Origin of the sequence: Fictibacillus nanhaiensis (assembly GCF_023715445.1) — a bacterium.
Taxonomy (GTDB): domain Bacteria; phylum Bacillota; class Bacilli; order Bacillales; family Fictibacillaceae; genus Fictibacillus; species Fictibacillus nanhaiensis_D.
Genome location: NZ_JAMBOD010000001.1, coordinates 925558 through 946358, shown reverse-complemented (window position 1 = coordinate 946358; position 20801 = coordinate 925558). Strand labels below are relative to the sequence as shown.

Here is a 20801-nt window from a genome sequence, read left to right as displayed (position 1 = left end):
TTTATACGTAAATAGGATAGAGGAAAGAGTTTCGCCTCTTATTCTTTGTTGAGTGAAAGCGGTGGTTAATTTGTTCAGAGTGTTATTGCTCATATTTATTCTTGTACCTGCCATTGAAGTAGGAACTTTCATTTTTGCAGGAAGATATATCGGTATTCCAGCTACAATTGCATGTATTTTTCTCACAGGAATTATAGGTGCGTATCTGGCAAAAAGAGAAGGAACAGAAACGATAAAAAGGGTAAAGCTTCAGCTTGAAAGCGGTCAGATGCCGGGAGATGCCGTTCTGGATGGAGCGTGTATTTTAGTTGGAGGCGCACTGCTGTTAACACCCGGCTTTCTTACAGATATAGCAGGATTTTCTTTGCTGTTTCCGCCTATCAGAAAAGGGGTTAAGATTTGGCTGAAAGCTAAACTATATAATAAAATAAAATCTGGTCAGTTTTATTTTATAAGAAGACCATAAAAAAAGAATGGAAAAAGTGACTAGAAAAAAAGAACGCTGCAAATAGCAGACGTTCTTTTTTAAGTTTATTTCACTGGCTTCGTTATAAATTGGTAAATTTCATGGAAGAACTTTGCTTCATATAACGCCCTGATCACAACGAGAAAAACAGGACCGATAATTAAACCGACAAATCCAAACAGCTGGAACCCTGCAAACAATGCAGCAAGAGTCGCAAGAGGATCTAATCCAATCGTTTGAGACAATAACTTCGGCTCCATAATCTGCCTCTGAATAACGACAACCCCATATAGGATAGATAGTCCGATTGTCAGAGTATAGTTACCGGTTAAGAAACAATAAGCGATCCATGGCAAAAAAACAGCTCCTGTCCCAAGGTAAGGAAGCAGATCGATCGCGCCTATCAAAACTGAAATGGTTACGGCGTAATCAATTCTAAGGATAAGAAGTCCGATTAATACGATGCATGCTGTAATAGAAATTAAAGTCAGCTGTGCTTTCAAAAAACCAAACAAGGCTTTCCGAAGCTCAATATACACTGTTTTTACCGTGTAAGTAAGTTTCTCAGGAAATATAGCTGTTAAAAATCCCGTTAATCTGTACCAGTCCTTGCTGATAAAAAACGCCGCAAGCAATGAAAATATAAAAACAGTTAAAAAGGTTGGCAAACTGACAATCATTAATGACACACTATTAATAATAGCTTGGGTAATGCCTGTTACATTCGTAGTGATGCCTGTACCAATTTTTTCGATATTATCCATTACAGTTTCTTGCTGATCGGTTCCTAATTTGCTGTAAATAGAAAGTAAGTCGTGATAAAGTGGCAGAATGTTGGTTTTAAAATAGTGCTCAAAATAAAAGACGAGCTCTTGAATATAAGAGGGCAGTTCATGCGCAATATAAGCAAATCCAGTCATCATTTCCTGAATAAGCAAAGTCAGGATTAATATTAGGAATCCTAAAAGAGCAAATATAGAGATAATAACGGCTAGTGCTCTGTTCATCTTAAAACGCTGCTCTAAAATACCTACTAATGGATTTATGATAAGTGCAATAACTGCGCCTGCAATAAAAGGATAAAGAATACCTGAAACATAATACCCGGTGAGAATAAGAGCGGCAGCAATAAAAATAATATAGCTCAAACGTATAATCCGCTGAGTCAGTTCTGGCTGCAAGGTTCAACACCTGCTTTCTTAGAAAATGTAGAGAGGAAATTTTTATGGAGCCTTTAATTTTTTTAGTTGGTTTATTAATCATTGGGGTTGCTGCTAAGAACCAGTCCCTCATGATTGCAGTAGTATTTTTATTAGTGCTGAAATTTACAGGTTTGGGTGGAAAATGGTTTTCTGTCTTACAGCAAAAAGGCATAAACTGGGGAGTTACGATAATCACTATAGCAGTGTTAATACCTATTGCTACTGGTGAGATCGGTTTTAAACAGCTGCTGGAATCACTGCGGTCTACCTATGCGTGGATCGCCCTATTATCCGGAATTTTCGTTGCCGTTATTGCCAGCAGGGGACTGCATTTACTTCAAGACGATCCGCATATTACTGCAGCATTAGTGTTTGGAACAATTCTTGCCGTCGCCTTATTTAAAGGAGTTGCGGTAGGTCCATTAATCGGTGCAGGAATTGCCTATTTAGCGATGAAAATAGTAGGCTTATTTTCAGCGTAACAACCATAAAACGCATGAATTAAGCGATATCCGTTCACAAAAATCAGATTATTGTTTATAATTGATGTGTATGTCCCATTTCCTTTAAATAGTCTTTCATTTTTCTTGCCTCTTTTTTTAGGAGAAAAATGTAAGCTCTTTCTATTTTTTAAAAAATGAAACAATTAAAGGAGAAGAGAGAATAACAGAAAAAAAGGAGAGATAGCCATGACAGCTACAAGAGGATTAGAAGGAATTGTTGCAACAACATCTTCTGTCAGCTCTATCATTGACGATGTATTAACCTATAGAGGATACAGCATTGATGACTTAGCTGAATATGCGACTTTTGAGGAAGTTGTATACTTGCTTTGGAATGGTAAACTGCCTAACCAATCTGAATTAGATCAGTTTAAAACGGAGCTTGCAGAAGCGAGCGAACTTCCTGCAGAATTGTTGGAACAAATGAAATCGCTTCCTTTGAAAAATGCACATCCAATGACAGTTCTGCGTACAATCGTATCTACATTAGCGATGTATGATAAGGATGCAGAGGATATGTCTGTGGAAGGAAACTACAAAAAAGCCATCCGTCTTCAGGCACAGATGTCTTCGCTAGTGACGGCATTTGCACGTATTAGAGAAGGAAAAGATCCTATATCTCCTAAAAAAGATCTAAGCTATGCTGCTAATTTCTTATATATGCTGACAGGCAAGGAGCCTGATGAAATTTCTGAAACTGCTTTTAATAAAGCACTTGTATTGCATGCAGACCATGAACTGAACGCTTCTACATTTACTGCGCGTGTATGTGTTGCGACACTTTCTGATATTTATTCAGGAATTACAGCAGCCATTGGGGCTCTTAAAGGACCTCTTCACGGTGGAGCAAATGAGCAAGTTATGAAGATGCTTTCTGAAATCGGAGAGGAAGCAAACGTTGAATCATACTTGGATAATGCGATTGAAAACAAGCAAAAAATTATGGGCTTCGGCCACCGTGTATACAAAAATGGCGATCCGCGCGCGAAACATTTGCGTGAGATGTCCAAGCAGCTTACTTCGATTACAGGCGAAGAAAAGTGGTACACAATGAGCGTGAAGATTGAAGATACGTTAAAGCAGAAAAAAGGATTGCTTCCTAACGTGGATTTCTATTCTGCTAGTGTTTATCATAGCTTGGGAATCGACCATGATCTATTTACACCAATCTTTGCTATCAGCCGTGTTTCCGGCTGGATCGCTCACATTCTGGAACAGTACGATAACAACCGTCTGATCCGTCCGCGTGCAGAGTATATAGGTCCTGATAAACAGCAATATATTACTTTAGAACAAAGATAATCTTTAAAAAAATATCACAATTTTAAAAAGAGAAGGGATTCTTCTTCTCTTTTCCCTATGTTTTTTAGTAGACTAGTATGGTAGATGTAATTGCAGAAATAGGAGGAATTTAGAATGTCTAACGGAGAACGTATTACAGTTGACAACGGAGTGTTGAATGTACCAAACCAGCCGATCATCCCTTTCATCGAAGGTGACGGAACTGGACCAGATATTTGGGCTGCTGCTTCCCGAGTTTTAGAAGCTGCTGTAGAAAAAGCATACAATGGGGAGAAAAAGATTGTATGGAAAGAAGTACTTGCAGGTGAAAAAGCTTTCAACCAAACAGGTGAGTGGCTGCCTGCAGAAACATTAGATGTTATTCGCGATTACATAATTGCGATCAAAGGACCTCTTACAACTCCAGTTGGTGGAGGAATCCGTTCATTAAACGTAGCATTAAGACAAGAGCTTGACTTGTTTACATGCCTGCGTCCTGTTCAATACTTTAAAGGTGTTCCTTCACCTGTTAAGCGTCCTGAGGATACAAACATGGTTATCTTCCGTGAAAACACAGAAGATATTTACGCAGGTATCGAATATGCAAGCGGATCTGATGAAGTGAAGAAATTGATTCAATTCTTGAAGGATGAGATGGGAGTAAACAAGATCCGTTTCCCTGAAACTTCTGGTATCGGAATTAAGCCTGTTTCTTCCGAGGGTACTCAGCGCTTAGTGCGTGCTGCCATTCAATATGCGATCAATGAAGGCCGTAAGAGCGTAACATTGGTTCATAAAGGAAACATCATGAAATACACTGAGGGAGCTTTCAAGAACTGGGGTTATGAGCTGGCAGAAGCTGAATTCGGAGATAAAGTATTCACTTGGGCTCAATACGACCGTATTGCTGAAGAGAGTGGCAAAGATGCGGCTAACAAAGCACAAGCTGATGCTGAGGCTGCTGGTAAAATCATCGTGAAGGATTCGATCGCCGATATCTTCTTGCAGCAAATTCTGACTCGTCCAGCCGAGTTTGATGTAGTAGCAACAATGAACCTGAACGGTGACTACATTTCTGATGCATTGGCTGCTCAAGTTGGCGGAATCGGTATTGCTCCTGGAGCAAACATCAACTATGAAACTGGACATGCTATTTTCGAAGCAACTCATGGCACTGCACCAAAATATGCAGGTCTTGATAAAGTAAATCCATCATCTGTAATACTTTCAGGTGTTTTGATGCTTGAACACTTAGGCTGGGGAGAAGCAGCTAAGCTTGTTCTTTCATCTATGGAAAATACAATTGCAAGTAAAGTAGTAACATATGACTTTGCTCGTTTAATGGACGGTGCAACAGAAGTTAAATGTTCAGAGTTTGCAGACGAACTTATCAAGAATATGTAAGCTTTCGGCCCCTTTCCAAAGGGGTCTTCTCTAAGACGTGAAATGAAAACGTTTTTTATAATGTTCCTGGAGGGAATAACATGGCAAACAAACGTAAAAAGATTTCAGTTATTGGTGGAGGATTTACCGGAGCGACAACAGCATTTATTTTAGGACAAAAAGAAATCGGGGATGTCGTGCTAGTTGATATTCCTCAAATGGAAAATCCTACAAAAGGTAAGGCTCTTGATATGATGGAAGCAAGTCCCGTGCAAGGGTTTGATGCAACAATCACAGGTACAAGCGATTATGCAGATACTGCTGGATCTGATGTAGTAGTCATTACTGCCGGTATTGCCCGTAAGCCTGGCATGAGCCGTGATGATCTTGTGAATACAAACGCAGGCATCATGAAGAGTGTTACGAAGGAAATCGTTAAGCATTCTCCTGAATGTACGATTATCGTATTGACCAACCCGGTAGATGCTATGACTTACACTGTATTAAAAGAATCAGGTCTCCCTAAAAACCGTGTAATCGGACAATCTGGTATTCTGGATACAGCTCGTTTCCGTACATTCGTTGCAATGGAACTAAATCTTTCTGTAAAAGACGTGACGGGTTTCGTTCTTGGCGGACACGGTGATGATATGGTTCCGTTGGTACGTTACTCCTATGCAGGGGGAATTCCATTAGAAAAACTAATCTCAAAAGATCGTCTGGATGCAATTGTAGAACGTACGCGTAAAGGCGGCGGGGAAATTGTTAACTTATTAGGCAACGGTTCAGCTTACTATGCACCAGCTGCTTCTTTAGTTGAGATGGTAGAAGCGATCGTGAAAGATCAGCGCCGAGTACTTCCTTCTATCGCATATCTTGAAGGTGAGTATGGATATGAAGGTATCTGTCTTGGGGTTCCGACCATTCTTGGTGGAAACGGTCTGGAAGAAATCATTGAATTAGAACTAACCGCTGAAGAAAAATCTGCTCTTGATCAATCTGCAGAATCTGTAAAGTCTGTTATGAAAGTTCTAGCATAAGTAAAAGGAAGATTCGGGAGCTTTCCCGAATCTTTTCTCCTATATAGAATGAAAGCGTTATCATAAAAGGGGGAAATAAGATGCTGATTGGAAAAAAGAGAAAACTTGGACGGAAAATTCATGAAATCCAAGCTGGCGAGAAGCTGGAAATGCAAGAAACGATTGAGGATAAAGATCTGTTGCTGTATCTTGGCTTAACTAATGATAATAATCCTCTTTTTATCCAGCATGATTATGCAACACTTACACCTTTTAAAAAACCAATTGTACCGCAAATTATGCTGATGGGTATGGTAACTTCCGCAATTTCAAAATATCTTCCCGGCCCAGGGAGCTCTATTACCAAATCTCAATTTAATTTTCTTAAACCTGTATATCATTATTCAAAACTTACATTCTTGTTTGAAATTACTGAAGTAGACCGGGATAGACATCTAGTTGCTATGAATGTGATAGCAAAAAATGAAGAGGGTACGGATGTGCTTCACGCCGAACTCCAAGTTTGTCCGCCATATCCTCCGAAGCCGATTACTTCTCATACAATGGAAAACTTTTAAACCCTTTCTTATGAAAGGGTTTATTTTTTCGTAACATGTAAATGTTGTGTAAAGGAATTGTTAACCCAGTGTGAAAATTTAACGTTTTTTGTACACACTAATAAAAAAATAGTATGATGAATCTGTACAAGTCGCTATAAAGGTGGGAATTTGAATGAGCCAAAAGTTACTCGTTGTAGAAGACGAAATTTCAATCTCAACATTGTTGCAATTCAATCTAGAACAAGCAGGATTTCAAGTAGTAACGGCAATGGACGGCAAAAGCGGATTAAAAAAAGCAGAAAGTGTAGTTCCTGACCTGATCATATTAGATCTAATGCTTCCAGAAATGGATGGTTTGGAAGTCTGCAAAGAGCTTCGTTTAAAGAAGCTGAATATTCCAATTCTCATGCTTACGGCTAAAGATGATGAATTCGATAAAGTGCTGGGTCTTGAATTAGGTGCGGATGATTATATGACGAAACCTTTCAGCCCAAGAGAAGTAGTTGCCAGAGTAAAAGCAATTCTGCGCAGAACTGCTGCAGCTGGCACGGAATTTGAAAAACAAAAAGAAGAAGTTGAGCATTTGCGAATTGGTGAAGTGGATATTTATCCTGAGAATTATGAAGCCTACTTTAAGGAAAAAGCATTGGAATTAACACCGAAAGAATTTGAATTGCTCGTTTACCTTGCAAGGCATAAGGGCCGTGTCCTATCAAGAGAGCAGTTATTATCAGCGGTCTGGAACTATGATTTTGTAGGAGATACGAGGATTGTAGATGTTCATATCAGCCATCTCCGGGAAAAAATCGAAGCGAATACAAGGAAACCGATATATATTAAAACAATTAGAGGGTTAGGTTACAAATTAGAGGAGCCTCAATAATGAACGAATTTAAAAACCGGGTACTTACGCTTTTTTTACTCGGGATTTTACTTGTTTTTATCCTTCTTGCATTAATTATGAGCAATATCGTTCATCACAGTGTTAAAGAAAAAAGAATGCAGTTTTACGCTGGAGAACTTGGTTTGCTCGAACAAGTATTAAGTACAGAAGACCAGCCTTCAACGATAAAAAAGTTATTAAGATATGCTTCCGATGATTTAAAAGGTGAAATTTATGTTCTTGATTCTGACTGGAACGTTAAATACACATCAGATGGAAACAGTCCTCGAAATATGTCAGCTTTTTATCCGAAAAATCAATCTTCTGACCAGGAGCTTGTCCAAAAAAATGAAGATGGAATTATATATTATACGCTTGAAAGGTTGCAAAAAGATAATCCGGGCTATATACAGTTAGCCGTTCCAGAAGGTGCTGCAGAAGCAGATGAGAGAACAATCTGGATTATGATGTCCATTGGATTTCTAGTCTGTTTTATCATTATTTTATATGTCTCAATAAAGGTTATACATAAAATTGTACGTCCTGTAGAGGAAGCTACTCAAACAGCTAAAGAACTGGCTAAAGGAAATTTTAAAGCCAGAACCTACGAATATTATGGAGAAGATATTGGGGAGCTAAATTATTCACTGAATGTGCTGGCGCGTAATCTTGAAAAAATGACGAAATCACAAGAGTCTCAGCATGACAGATTAATCACGTTGATTGAAAACATGGGGAGCGGATTGATTTTAATAGATTCCAACGGATATATTAACTTAGTGAATAAAGCGTTTAAAGAGTTATTTAAAGAACATGCAGACTTCTGGACTGGTCACTTGTTCTATGAAGTATTTCCCCACGCTGAAATCAAAGATATCGTAAAAGAAACATATCTTACAGAAAAAAATGTCAGAAAGAATGTAGTCATTCCGATACACATTGAAAGAAAGCATTTTGATGTATACAGTGCTCCTGTACTCGATGTTAAAGGAAAACTTAGAGGGATTGTCCTAGTATTCCATGACATAACAGAATTAAAGAAACTGGAACAGGTGAGAAAAGATTTTGTAGCAAACGTTTCTCATGAACTGAAGACGCCGATCACTTCTTTAAAAGGTTTTGCTGAAACCCTTTTAGATGGGGCAGGAGAAAACGAAGAATTCCGTAATAAGTTTCTGACTATCATTCTTAATGAAAGTGACCGTTTGCAAGATTTAATTCAAGATCTCCTTGATCTTTCAAAAAGTGAGCAAGGGTTTCATCTGGACATACAACCAGTTAATCTTAAATCTTTAGTTCAAGAAACGGTAGAGATATTGCTTCCAAAGGCAGAAAAGAAAAACATTGACCTTTCATTAACTGTTGCCGGATCTCCGATGATGGATGGGGACCCTCCCCGTTTGAAGCAAATAATAATCAACCTTGTTTCGAATAGTCTAACTTATACACCAGCAAATGGTTCTGTAAAAGTAAATGTAGAAGAGAAGAATGAACACGTGAAGCTGACTATAAAAGATACAGGGATCGGTATTAAAGAAAGTGAAATTCCCCGCATATTCGAGCGCTTTTACCGAGTTGATAAAGCAAGAAGCAGAAACTCAGGCGGTACTGGGCTCGGGCTTGCAATTGTTAAACACTTAGTAGAAGCACATCACGGTACGATAAATGTACAAAGTAAACTTGGTGAAGGATCTGAATTCATTATCCTGTTTCCTAAAAAAATAGAGATATAAGATTTACAATTCCTTTACACCTCTGTTTTCAATAGTTAATAGAGATGCCGTACTATAAAAGTATCCTTTTTCAGTACCCCCTTAGCGAGAGTCCTTCTTGGATTCTCGCCTTTTTTTTGCACTTTAAATATAACTTGTTAAATGATTGAATCTCTTCTGAACCTTTATGTGTGTCCTTTCTATTTTTGTTTCTTTTAGCCATCATGATACAATAGAGTGTAGAGAAATAGCCTTCAGGAGGTAACGGACTTGGGAAAAAAAACAAATAAATTAGTTTTGGTTGATGGGAATAGTATTGCATACAGAGCGTTTTTTGCCTTGCCGCTTTTAAACAATGATAAAGGTGTTTACACAAATGCTGTATATGGTTTTACTCAAATGCTTCTTAGGATTTTAGAAGATGAAAAACCGACACATATGCTAGTTGCGTTTGATGCAGGAAAAACTACTTTTCGCCATAAAACGTTCGGTGAATATAAAGGCGGACGTCAAAAGACACCGCCTGAGCTTTCTGAGCAGTTTCCTTTTATCAGACAGCTGCTAGATGCTTTTAAGATTAAAAGATACGAGCTTGAAAATTATGAAGCAGATGATATTATCGGAACACTCGCCTCGCATGCTGCTGATGGTGACTGGGACGTAAAAGTGTTTACGGGAGATAAAGATTTATTGCAGCTTGTAACGCCTGATGTGGAAGTTGTTTTAACTAGAAAAGGCATAACTGAAGTTGAAGCCTATACGGTTGAACAAGTAAACGAGCGTTATGGAATCACCCCGGATCAAATCATCGATATGAAAGGACTGATGGGAGATCCATCGGATAATATCCCAGGAGTGCCGGGTGTTGGCGAAAAAACTGCAATTAAACTCATTAAGGAGTATGGATCTATTGAAAAAGTTCTGGATTCCATCGATCACATTTCAGGAGCTAAGTTAAAAGAGCGATTGAGTGAAAATAAAGATCAGGCACTAATGAGTAAAGAGCTTGCTACGATCACTAAAGAAGCTCCTATCGAACTAAGTTTAGAGGATACAAACTATGAAGGATATGAAAACTCTTCTGTATTTCCGTTATTCAAAGAACTCGGTTTCCAATCTCTTCTGGAACGCCTGGGAGGAGATGAAGACATACTTCCGGATACTGAAAAAGAAGAGCTGAACTTTCAAACCGTTTCTTCCATTGAGGAAAAAATACTGCAAAGCCCGTCCTCACTCGTTGTAGAAACGCTGACTGAAGATTACCACAGAGCGGATATTCAAGGCTACGCGATCAGCAACGAAAACGGAACGTATTATATTTCTTCTGGTCTTGCAGAAGGATCGAAAGAGTTTACAAACTGGCTCCAAGATGAAAACCAAAAGAAAAGAATGTTTGATGCAAAAAGAGCTCACGTTGCTTTAAAAGGACAAGGAATCGATTTAAAGGGCATTGAATTTGACATTCAGCTAGCATCTTATCTGCTTAACCCGTCAGAATCATTAGATGAGGTGGCAGATGTAGCTAAGCAATATGGAAAAATAACAGTAGACGTTAATGAGAAAGTTTATGGAAAGGGCGCAAAGAAAAAGCTTCCGGAAGAAGACATTCTTGCAGAGCACCTTAGCAGAAAAGCACATGCAATCTACACGTTAAGTGATGTATTAGCGGAGAAATTAGAAGAGAATGAACAAAGCAATCTTTTCTATGATTTAGAGATGCCATTATCACTCGTCCTTGCGAAGATGGAAGAGATCGGCGTAAAAGTAAAAGCAGACACTCTGAGAGAAATGGGTACTGACTTAGAAGCGCAGCTTTCTATACTGGAAAAAGAAATTCATGAACTTGCAGGCGTTTCGTTTAATATTAATTCTCCAAAACAGCTGGGTGAAATACTTTTTGAAAAATTAAACCTGCCTGCTATTAAGAAGACGAAAACAGGATACTCAACCTCAGTTGATGTATTAGAAAAATTAGAAGGTAAACACGAAATCATCAATAAAATATTGATTTACCGCCAGTTAGGTAAATTAAGATCAACTTATATTGAAGGCTTGTTAAAGGTTGTGCATGAGGATACAGGAAAAATTCATACCCGTTTTAACCAGGTCCTTGCACAGACAGGCCGTTTAAGTTCGATAGACCCTAATCTGCAGAACATCCCGATCCGTCTTGAGGCAGGAAGAAAAATCAGACATGCATTTGTTGCTTCTCAGCCTGAGTGGAAAATACTCGCTGCTGATTATTCGCAGATCGAGCTCCGGGTATTAGCCCATATTTCTAAAGATGAAAATCTGATGGAAGCTTTCCAAAGTGAAATGGATGTTCATACCAAAACGGCGATGGATGTTTTCAATGTCGGGGAGAATGAAGTTACTTCTGAAATGCGAAGACATGCTAAGGCTGTAAATTTTGGAATCGTCTATGGTATCAGTGATTATGGCTTATCTCAAAGCTTAGGAATAACGAGAAAAGAAGCAGGAGAATTCATAAAAACTTATTTAGAAAGTTTTCCTGGTGTACAAGCATATATGAAAGACAGCATTGCTGAAGCCAAACAAAACGGATATGTATCTACGCTGCTTCACAGACGCCGTTACCTTCCGGAAATCAACAGCAGAAACTTCAACCTTCGAAGCTTTGCTGAACGGACTGCTATGAATACACCAATTCAAGGTACAGCTGCTGATATTATCAAGAAAGCAATGGTGGATATGGACAAGCGCCTGATAGATGAAAATCTTGAAGCGAAGATGCTATTAACGGTACATGATGAACTGATTTTTGAAGCTCCTGAAAATGAAATTGATAAGCTGAAGGAAATTGTATGTGAGGTAATGGAACAGGCTGTACAGCTTGATGTTCCATTAAAAGTGGACGTTAGCTGGGGCGATTCATGGTTTGAAGCAAAATAAATATATGAACAGCTCCCCTGAACGGGGTGCTGTTTTTCATACTAAAGAGTGGTGAAAATAGTGCCCGAATTACCTGAAGTAGAAAATGTGAAAAATACACTCAATCAATTTTTGCCAGGAAAAGTGATTAAAGATGTAAAAATTTATTGGGAAAATATCATAAAGTATCCTGAAACAGAAGAATTTATTTTAAGATTAAACGGCCAGAAATTTGAACAAGTGTATCGCAGAGGTAAATTTTTAATTTTTTATTTAAATGAGGATGCTCTTGTTTCGCACTTAAGAATGGAGGGCAAATACGGATTGTTCGATGCAGGAGAACCTGCGGATAAACATAATCATGTTATCTTTTCTTTCACAGATGGGACAGAACTCAGGTACCGGGATGTAAGAAAATTCGGTACGATGCATGTGTTTCCGAAAGGAACAGAAGAAAGTCATCCCCCACTAAGCACACTAGGAGTTGAACCTTTATCCGATTCGCTTACAGCTGGACTTTTAAAAACGTTATTCGCTAAAACAAAACGCAATGTTAAAGCGGTATTGCTTGATCAGACTATCATTGCAGGTTTAGGAAATATCTATGTTGATGAAGTGTTGTTTCAGGCTAAAATCCATCCGGAAACATCTGCTAATGAACTCTCTTTGCATAGGCTGAAAAAATTAAAAACAGCCATTACAGAGATCTTATCTGAATCAGTAAAACACGGAGGAAGCACGATTCGTTCCTATACAAATTCGATGGGTGAGGCTGGAGGATTTCAGCTCAAATTATTTGTTTATGGCCGAAAGAGTGAAGCCTGCCGGATATGCGGAACAGAAATTGAGAGAATGGTCGTTGCAGGCAGAGGAACTCACATTTGTAGGAGCTGTCAAAAATAAACCAATTTTATACTCCTTTCATATACTGCTTTTACCGTTAACTGAAAGGAGTACTGGGATATGGTGGCTTACTCATTTGTTTTACTGGCACTGGCCGTCAGCCTGGACAGTTTTGGAGCCGGATTAACGTATGGAATGAAATCCATTAAAATTCCTTTTCGCTCCATCATGATTATCGCAATATGTTCAGCTGTTACATTTTTGCTTTCGATGCTGCTCGGATTTACATTAGAACAGTTTATAACGAAAAAAACAGGTGAAGTATTAGGCGGATTGATTCTTCTAGGAATCGGAGTCTACTCTCTATGGCAGGTTTTTTTACCAGATAAAGAAAACATTGAAAAAGAACCAAAGAATATCGTGCTATTTGAAATTAAATCTTTAGGGATCGTTATTCATATTCTTAAAAAACCAGTAATGGCTGATATTGATAAGTCTGGTTCGATAACCGGATGGGAAGCAGTATTGCTTGGGATCGCTCTTGCTCTTGATGCTTTTGGCGCAGGAATAGGAGCTGCATTAATCGATCTGTCTCCTCTGTTGACGACAGCATCAATAGCGGTTATGAGTGCTCTCTTTTTATGGGGCGGGATGGTTCTTGGGTTATATTTTTTCAATAAAACGAATTGGATGAAACGCTTATCCATTCTTCCGGGTATATTATTGATTGTGATGGGCTTATTAAGAATGTAACAGGAGGAAAACCATTGATTATTGGATTAACAGGCGGAATTGCTACTGGAAAAACTACTGCCAGCCTATTTTTTAGCGAACACGGCATACCTGTAATTGATGCAGATATTATTGCAAGAGAAGTAGTTATGCCTGGGAAAGAAGCATATGAAAAGATCGTTGCTTTTTTTGGAACTGAAATTCTTCATGCGGACAAAACATTGAATCGGGTACAGCTTGGCGAGATTATTTTTAACGATACCGAAAAAAGATTAATGCTAAACAAGATTGTGCATCCTGCCGTTCGTCTGGAAATGAAAAAGCAGGCAGAACAATACCTGAATGCTGGTCATCCTTTTGTAATTATGGATATTCCTTTATTGTTTGAAAGCAAGCTAACTCATATGGTAGATCAAACTTGGCTTATCTATACGAAACCAGATATACAGCTTAAACGATTGATGGAACGTGATGGCTATTCAGAAAAGCAGGCTTTATCAAGAATTCAATCTCAAATGCCAATCGATGAAAAAAAGAAGTTAGCTGATATAGTTATTGAAAACAATGGCACGAAAGCTCAATTATATGAAAATTTGATGAGTCTTCTAACAAAAACCAGGAAAACAGATTCTATTAAATAGGGTCTGTTTTTTTGATTACGAATAAATGCCTCTTTTTTGCCTAATTTCAATAAAAGTATGTTCTTTTGGCGGTCTATTATGATATACTAATTACAGATAGAAACCTTAAAGAGTATAACACATTGGAAGGAGCAGCTTCATGAAAGCAAAAATTGCAATTAATGGCTTGGGGAGAATCGGAAGAATGGTCTTCCGCAAAATGATGGAGAATGATGATTTCGAGGTTGTAGCTGTTAATGCCAGCTATCCGGCAGATACACTTGCTCATATGGTAAAATACGATTCCATACATGGAACTTTTCCTGGAGATGTTGCAGCTGGAGAAGATGCCCTTTTTGTTAATGGGAAAAAAGTTGTTTTAGTTAATTCACGTGATCCGAGAGTACTTCCTTGGGGTGCACTCGGTATAGATATAGTAATTGAAGCAACAGGTAAATTTGTATCTCAGGAAACTGCCGGTCTTCATATTGAAGCAGGCGCTAAGAAGGTAATCATTACAGCCCCAGGTAAAAATGAGGATATTACTATTGTTATGGGCGTAAATGACAGCGATTACATTCCATCAGAACATCATATTATTTCAAATGCTTCTTGTACAACAAATTGTTTAGCACCTGTAATTAAAGTGCTCGATGACCAGTTCGGTGTACAATCTGGTATGATGACAACGGTTCATGCTTATACAAACGATCAAAAAAATATCGATAATCCGCATAAAGATTTAAGACGTGCCCGAGCCTGCGGAACTTCCATTATTCCTACTTCAACAGGTGCAGCAAAAGCGATTGCTAAAGTTCTTCCACATCTAGAAGGCAAACTAAATGGAATGGCGCTTCGAGTTCCTACTCCTAATGTATCTTTAGTAGATGTTGTTGTGGAACTGAAGACACCTGTATCAAAAGATCAAGTAAACCACGCTTTCCAATCGGCAGCTGAAGGTTCCATGCAGGGAGTTTTAGGCTACAGTGATCTTCCTTTAGTCTCAATCGACTATAATGGAAATGAAAATTCTTCTATAGTAGATGGTCTTTCTACAATGGTGATGGATGGCAATAAAGTTAAGGTGCTTGCTTGGTATGACAATGAGTGGGGTTATTCTTGCAGAGTTGTTGATCTGGCGAAGCATGTTGCGTTTGCCATTAACAGCACTGTTCAGGTAGAAAAGAACGCTTCTGTATCTTAATCATAAATAGAAATTGTTAAAGCCGGGAGATTTCCGGCTTTTTTATATGAAAAGATTTATGCTTAATTTTCTGAAAAACAATGAAAAAAAATTTGCCAAGAATTATTGCAAATCAATTTTAAAAGAAGTATACTATGTTTCGTGAACTTCAAATAAAGCAAATTAAGGCATTGAATGCTACTTAAAGGGTTAGGACCTCTTTGGACTAACTTGCCCCCGTGGTAGATGTTCGATACCGCATGCTTGAAGGCATGATTATTTTTAAAAGGGGGACTATGCTAATGGATACAATGGGAAGACACGTTATTGCTGAGTTATGGGGTTGTGATTCTAAAAAACTAAATGATATGAAATTTATTGAAGAGACTTTCGTAGATGCTGCATTAAAAGCAGGTGCAGAAATTCGTGAGGTTGCTTTTCATAAATTTGCTCCGCACGGTGTAAGTGGAGTAGTCATCATTTCTGAATCTCATCTTACTATTCACAGCTTTCCTGAGCATGGTTATGCAAGTATTGATGTCTATACGTGTGGAGATCGCATTGATCCTAACGTAGCTGCTGATTATATTTCAGAAGCATTAGGCGCTAAAAAACGCGAAAATCTGGAAGTTCCTCGTGGAATGGGTCCGATTTCCGTTGCCAAATCTAAAGTTACTGCTCAATAATTAAAAACAGAATGTAAGCGGGGTGTGAGAATTCACACCTCTTTTTTATTTTCATTGAAATAGGGAATAATACGATACAAATTATCTCGTTTTGGAGGTTTGTTATGTTTAGAAAGCTGCAAAATCTAATGGAAAATCATGCGGAAACGAGTGAACAACATCTGGACGAAAGACTTAGAACCCATTATTTTAAAGTTAATAAAGCAGAAGTTATGAAGGCTATCAAACAAATTCTGGATGAAGACACTAACTTTAGAGAGCTGGGATTTTCTGAAGAAAGGGGAGAGGCTACTTTTGAGGTAAGGCAGCCTAAAAATGCATTTATTGTAATAACTGCAGTAACTGTAAGACCCAACCATACAGCGGTAGATCTAAATGTTTCAACTGAGTCGGCACTGCCATTCAATTTTGGAAACAATCAGCGGCTAATAAGCAGCATTTATGAAATTTTAAAACAAAGACTCCCTTTTATAGGGACATCCATGGCTGAAAAATTATAGGAATAGCTTGTCACACACCTCCCTTTTCTTTAAGATAGAAATAGAATAGAAAATTTTTTGGGGATGATTACAATGAGGTGTCCTTCTTGCCAGCATAATGGAACAAAAGTGCTTGATTCCAGACCTGTACATAGCGGCCGGTCTATTCGCCGAAGACGGGAATGTGAAGATTGCAGTTATAGATTTACTACATTTGAAACGGTAGAACAAACACCGCTTATCATTGTTAAAAAGGGCGGAGAAAGAGAAGAATTCAGTCGCGAAAAGATTCTTAGAGGGCTTATCAAAGCTTGTGAAAAAAGACCTGTCCCCTTAGAGACACTTGAAAATATAGTAGATAATATTGAAAAAGAATTGCGAAACAGCGGAGCTTCCGAGGTATCAAGTACAGCTGTTGGCGAGCAGGTAATGGAACACCTCTCAAAAACAGACGAAGTTGCCTATGTTAGATTTGCTTCAGTATATCGTCAATTTAAAGATATTAACGTTTTTATTCAGGAATTAAAAGAACTGATTAACAAAGATGAGCGTTAAAGCGTCAGTTGAACAGCTATAACGCTCTTTTTGTTCCATTAGTTCCATTAGAAGTTTTAGAGAATTTTTTATATATAAAGGGTGAAAACGATGACGGTACATTTTCAGGAAGTAGTGCCCGTTGATACGTATTCCGTCCAGTGCAAAGGTCTATTGCATGAAGTAGATCAAAACGTGCTGACTTTGCTTTATCAGCCATTAATAGGAGCCTTTGCGCACAGCTTGTATATGACTTTATGGTGCGAAGCTAAAATGAACACACAATCTAAGAAGCATCAGCATCTTATGAACCTGACACAATTTTCTTTAAAGGATATCTTATCAGGAAGAAAAAAGCTTGAAGCAATCGGTTTATTAAAAACGCTCAAAAAAGATGGGGAAAGTTCAAGGGAATATATTTATGAACTTCAATTGCCCCTGTCTCCCAAAGCATTTTTTACAGATGGATTTTTAAGTATATACTTGTTTAACCGCCTTGGACAAGCCAAGTTCAATGAAATAAGAGAATCATTTTTTGTTCAGCAAGCAGATTTATCAGGCTTTACAGAGGTTACCGCTTCTTTTAGCGATGTTTTTACTTCATTGCACCCATCTGAAATGTCATCAAAAAGCTATTCGGAAATTAATGAGAATGTCTTGTCCGATAACCTGTCTCTTATGGATAAAGGAGTGCAAGGCAAAGTAACATTAAGTGAGGCTTCATTTGATTTCGAAGCGATGGTAAACCAAATATCAACATTTGTAGTACCTAAGGAAGTGCTGACTCCTAAACTGAAGGAATCAATTTATAAACTTGCTTACATTTATCAGCTTGAACCAATGGATATGAGCAGGCAAATTCAGAACGTTTATTATTCAACAGGAGAAATAAACGAAGAAAATTTGCGCCGAGAAATACAAAAATGGTATCGTTTTGAACACGAAGAAGGTCTTCCTGTGCTTGCCTTAAGAACACAGCCTGTTCACCTAAAGGCGCTTCAGGGAATGACTCCTCAATCCAAAGAAGAAGAACTGATTAAATATTTTGAAGAGGTTTCACCGTACCAGTTATTAGAGGATTACAGCGGCACAATCCCTTCAGAAGTAGATTTGAAGCTTGTTGCCTATTGTATACTTGATCAGAATCTAACACCGGGTGTAACTAATGTTCTATTGGATTATGTTTTGTCCGGTAATGATATGAAGCTAGCTAAAGGTTTGATAGAGCGTATATCTTCCCATTGGGCACGTAAAAAAGTTCAAACAGTGCCTGAGGCAATGGCTCTTGCTCGTGAAGAAAAAAGAAAATCAAAAGAATGGCAAGAGAAAAAGACATCAAAGGCAGGATACTATAACGGTAAACCAAAGCCCAATGTATCTGTTCCGGAGTGGCTAAGGCCGGAAACAAACAATGCTAATGGCAATCAAGAAACGAATGCAAGTGAAGATGAAAACCGCAAATGGCTGGAGAGCCTATTAAATAATTCGAAATAAGGGGGGATGAACGTGGAATCAATAAAGGAATCTGTTAAGCAGATGCCGGGATTTGAAAAATTTCAGGAAAAATATGATTTAATGAAACAGCAAGTCCTTACAGATCCAAACGTGATGCGTTTTTTAAGAGAGAACCCTGACATTTCAGATACCCATGCAGAAAAGCTGCTATCGAGTTTTTATACGTTTAAAAATGAACAGCAGGCATGCAGCCGCTGTCCTGGATTAGAAAAGTGTCCCAACTTGATGCAAGGGTATCGATCTGAACTTACACGAGTCAGACAGACTGTTGAATTAAGGTATAAGCCATGTGAACTGAAAGTACATGATGAACAGAAAAAATCGATGGCATCCCTTATTAAGAGCTATTTTATTCCAAAAGAAATACTTGGCGCTACATTTGACCGTCTTTATAAACATAGCATCGATGATACAAGACGCAATGCCATTTCAAAAGCGTATGAATTTGTACAGATGGCAGGAACGAACCAACAAGTAAAAGGTATTTACTTTTATGGGAAATTCGGTGTAGGCAAAACTTATCTGCTTGGAGCAATCGCAAATGGGCTAGCTGAAAAGGGTATTCACTCACTCATGGTTCATACTCCTGAATTTTTAAGAGAGATGAAACAATCCCTTTCTGATGGGAGTTTTGATTCTAAAATGGAACTATTAAAAACAGTTCCTGTACTAATGCTTGATGATGTCGGCGCAGAAAACATGACAAACTGGGTTCGAGATGAGATTCTTGGAGTCATCCTTCAATACAGAATGATGGAAAAGCTTCCGACTCTTTACACCTCAAATTGTGACTATGATATGCTGCAGCAGCATTTATCTTATTCACAAAAGGGCGGAGTTGATGAAGTAAAGGCTCTAAGAATTATGGAGCGTATTAAGCACTTAAGTTCTCCTGTGTTTATGGGCGGCAATAAGAATTTCAGAGAAGAATTCTAAGTGAGTTCTGCTCCTAAAACGGGGCAGGATCTTTTTTTTAGGGTTTATTCTCTTTCTTTCTTGTACAAAGCTGTGTCTTGTTTCAAAATATGATAGGATAAGTACATAAGAAATTCGATTCGGAGGTTACCGATGAGTATTGAATCTATTTTACAAAAAGCATTGGATGGCGAACGTTTATCGGTAGAAGATGCCGTTAAACTTTATGAAAGTAATGAAGTAGAACGCATGGGAGAAGTGGCAGACATCATCATGAAAAGGTGGCATCCAGAACCTGTTACCACTTTTGTTATTGGACGAAATGTAAACTATACAAATTTCTGTGATACATACTGCAGATTTTGTGCCTTTTATCGCCCGCCGGGAAGTGAAGAAGGATATGTACTGGATGATGAAGTGATTTTCCAGAAGATCCAAGAAACTGTAGACGTGGGCGGTACAGAAATTTTAATGCAAGGCGGAACAAACCCTAATCTGCCGTTCAGCTACTATACAGACCTTTTGAGAGAGATTAAAAAGCGGTTTGATATTACCATGCATTCTTTCTCACCGGCAGAAATATGGAAAATGGTTGAGGTATCCGGCTTATCTCTTGAAGAAGTGCTTCGCGAGTTAAAAGAAGCGGGTCTTGACTCACTTCCTGGTGGAGGGGCAGAGATTCTTGATGATCGTACACGTAAGAAGATAAGCAGATTAAAAGGTTCATGGACTGAGTGGATTGAATGTATGAAAACCGCAAAAAAAGTCGGCTTGCATTCTACGGCTACAATGGTAATTGGCTTTGGTGAAACATTTGAAGAAAGAGCATTGCACTTGCAAAGAGTTCGTGATGCTCAAGATGAAACCAATTGTTTCCTTGCTTTTATTTCATGGACATTCCAGCCGGATAACACAAATATGAAAGCGGAAAAAACAACACCGCGAGAATATTTGAAGAACGTAGCGATATCACGTATATTCTTAGACAATATTCCAAACTTCCAATCCTCCTGGGTTACAATGGGACCAGAAGTCGGTAAAAAATCACTTCATTATGGATGCAATGATTTTGGAAGCACGATGATGGAAGAGAATGTAGTATCAGCCGCAGGAACAACACATAAAGTAAATACCAATTTAACATTGCGTCTTATTCGAGAAGCTGGAAAAATCCCCGCACAGCGTAATACGAAGTATGAGATTCTTCGGGTTTTCCAGGATAAAGAAAACGCGGAAAAAGATTTTGTAATGCAAAATTGATGATGACTACCTGACACCAACAAGTAAATGTGTGTCAGGTTTTTTTACGCTTTAAGAAAATATAGCCTTTTAACCATTGATAAACGACCAGGCAAGGAAATATAAAGATTACAGACTTAGAGTATTGAAAAAC

The 20801-nt window shown here is 38.3% G+C and carries 20 protein-coding genes; 19 read left to right on the top strand and 1 reads right to left on the bottom strand.

The window, feature by feature from the left end:
- Positions 1–79: 79 nt before the first annotated feature.
- Positions 80–466: an FxsA family protein gene (locus M3196_RS04910; RefSeq protein WP_251321728.1), complete on the top strand. Its 387-nt coding sequence runs from the start codon at positions 80–82 to the stop codon at positions 464–466.
- 65 nt (positions 467–531) lie between these two features.
- Here M3196_RS04910 and ytvI read toward each other — a convergent pair whose 3' ends face one another.
- Positions 532–1647 (bottom strand): sporulation integral membrane protein YtvI, encoded by a 1116-nt coding sequence (ytvI, locus tag M3196_RS04905; RefSeq protein WP_251321104.1) that lies wholly within the window; start codon positions 1645–1647, stop codon positions 532–534.
- A gap of 44 nt (positions 1648–1691) precedes the next feature.
- Between ytvI and M3196_RS04900 the strand changes: the two genes are divergently transcribed.
- The 18 genes from M3196_RS04900 to mqnC all read left to right on the top strand — a co-directional run bounded on the left by M3196_RS04900 (position 1692) and on the right by mqnC (position 20668).
- Entirely contained in the window at positions 1692–2150 is a 459-nt protein-coding gene (locus tag M3196_RS04900; RefSeq protein WP_251321103.1) for a DUF441 domain-containing protein, read from the top strand.
- A gap of 207 nt (positions 2151–2357) precedes the next feature.
- Positions 2358–3473 (top strand): citrate synthase, encoded by a 1116-nt coding sequence (gene citZ / locus M3196_RS04895; RefSeq protein WP_251321102.1) that lies wholly within the window; start codon positions 2358–2360, stop codon positions 3471–3473.
- A gap of 114 nt (positions 3474–3587) precedes the next feature.
- Entirely contained in the window at positions 3588–4856 is a 1269-nt protein-coding gene (gene icd, locus M3196_RS04890) for an NADP-dependent isocitrate dehydrogenase (RefSeq protein ID WP_251321101.1), read from the top strand.
- Between the two features lie 80 nt (positions 4857–4936).
- Positions 4937–5875, top strand: coding sequence for a malate dehydrogenase (gene mdh / locus M3196_RS04885; protein WP_251321100.1), 939 nt, complete (start codon positions 4937–4939; stop codon positions 5873–5875).
- Between the two features lie 80 nt (positions 5876–5955).
- Positions 5956–6432, top strand: coding sequence for a MaoC family dehydratase (locus M3196_RS04880; RefSeq protein WP_251321099.1), 477 nt, complete (start codon positions 5956–5958; stop codon positions 6430–6432).
- Between the two features lie 154 nt (positions 6433–6586).
- Positions 6587–7297 carry a response regulator transcription factor gene (locus M3196_RS04875; protein WP_251321098.1) on the top strand — a complete coding sequence of 237 codons (711 nt, stop codon included), beginning with the start codon at positions 6587–6589 and terminating at the stop codon, positions 7295–7297.
- The gene (pnpS, locus tag M3196_RS04870) at positions 7297–9030 is read left to right on the top strand and encodes a two-component system histidine kinase PnpS (RefSeq protein ID WP_251321097.1); all 1734 of its coding nucleotides are present in this window, start codon (positions 7297–7299) and stop codon (positions 9028–9030) included. Before M3196_RS04875 ends, pnpS begins: the two co-directional genes overlap by 1 nt.
- A 249-nt stretch (positions 9031–9279) precedes the next feature.
- Positions 9280–11922 (top strand): DNA polymerase I, encoded by a 2643-nt coding sequence (gene polA / locus M3196_RS04865; protein WP_251321096.1) that lies wholly within the window; start codon positions 9280–9282, stop codon positions 11920–11922.
- 60 nt (positions 11923–11982) lie between these two features.
- A complete protein-coding gene (gene mutM, locus M3196_RS04860; protein ID WP_251321095.1) occupies positions 11983–12804 on the top strand; it encodes a DNA-formamidopyrimidine glycosylase in 822 nt (273 codons plus the stop codon).
- Between the two features lie 60 nt (positions 12805–12864).
- Positions 12865–13497: a sporulation membrane protein YtaF gene (gene ytaF, locus M3196_RS04855; RefSeq protein ID WP_251321094.1), complete on the top strand. Its 633-nt coding sequence runs from the start codon at positions 12865–12867 to the stop codon at positions 13495–13497.
- Positions 13498–13511: 14 nt separating this feature from the next.
- Positions 13512–14117: a dephospho-CoA kinase gene (gene coaE / locus M3196_RS04850; protein WP_251321093.1), complete on the top strand. Its 606-nt coding sequence runs from the start codon at positions 13512–13514 to the stop codon at positions 14115–14117.
- Between the two features lie 139 nt (positions 14118–14256).
- Positions 14257–15300: a glyceraldehyde-3-phosphate dehydrogenase gene (locus M3196_RS04845; RefSeq protein ID WP_251321092.1), complete on the top strand. Its 1044-nt coding sequence runs from the start codon at positions 14257–14259 to the stop codon at positions 15298–15300.
- Positions 15301–15581: 281 nt separating this feature from the next.
- Positions 15582–15965 carry an adenosylmethionine decarboxylase gene (speD, locus tag M3196_RS04840; protein WP_251321091.1) on the top strand — a complete coding sequence of 128 codons (384 nt, stop codon included), beginning with the start codon at positions 15582–15584 and terminating at the stop codon, positions 15963–15965.
- A gap of 104 nt (positions 15966–16069) precedes the next feature.
- Positions 16070–16465: a cytosolic protein gene (locus tag M3196_RS04835; RefSeq protein WP_251321090.1), complete on the top strand. Its 396-nt coding sequence runs from the start codon at positions 16070–16072 to the stop codon at positions 16463–16465.
- Between the two features lie 72 nt (positions 16466–16537).
- A complete protein-coding gene (gene nrdR, locus M3196_RS04830) occupies positions 16538–16999 on the top strand; it encodes a transcriptional regulator NrdR (RefSeq protein ID WP_251321089.1) in 462 nt (153 codons plus the stop codon).
- 90 nt (positions 17000–17089) lie between these two features.
- A complete protein-coding gene (locus M3196_RS04825) occupies positions 17090–18472 on the top strand; it encodes a replication initiation and membrane attachment family protein (RefSeq protein WP_251321088.1) in 1383 nt (460 codons plus the stop codon).
- Between the two features lie 12 nt (positions 18473–18484).
- Positions 18485–19429, top strand: coding sequence for a primosomal protein DnaI (dnaI, locus tag M3196_RS04820; RefSeq protein WP_251321087.1), 945 nt, complete (start codon positions 18485–18487; stop codon positions 19427–19429).
- A gap of 132 nt (positions 19430–19561) precedes the next feature.
- Positions 19562–20668: a cyclic dehypoxanthinyl futalosine synthase gene (gene mqnC / locus M3196_RS04815; protein ID WP_251321086.1), complete on the top strand. Its 1107-nt coding sequence runs from the start codon at positions 19562–19564 to the stop codon at positions 20666–20668.
- Positions 20669–20801 lie beyond the last annotated feature (133 nt).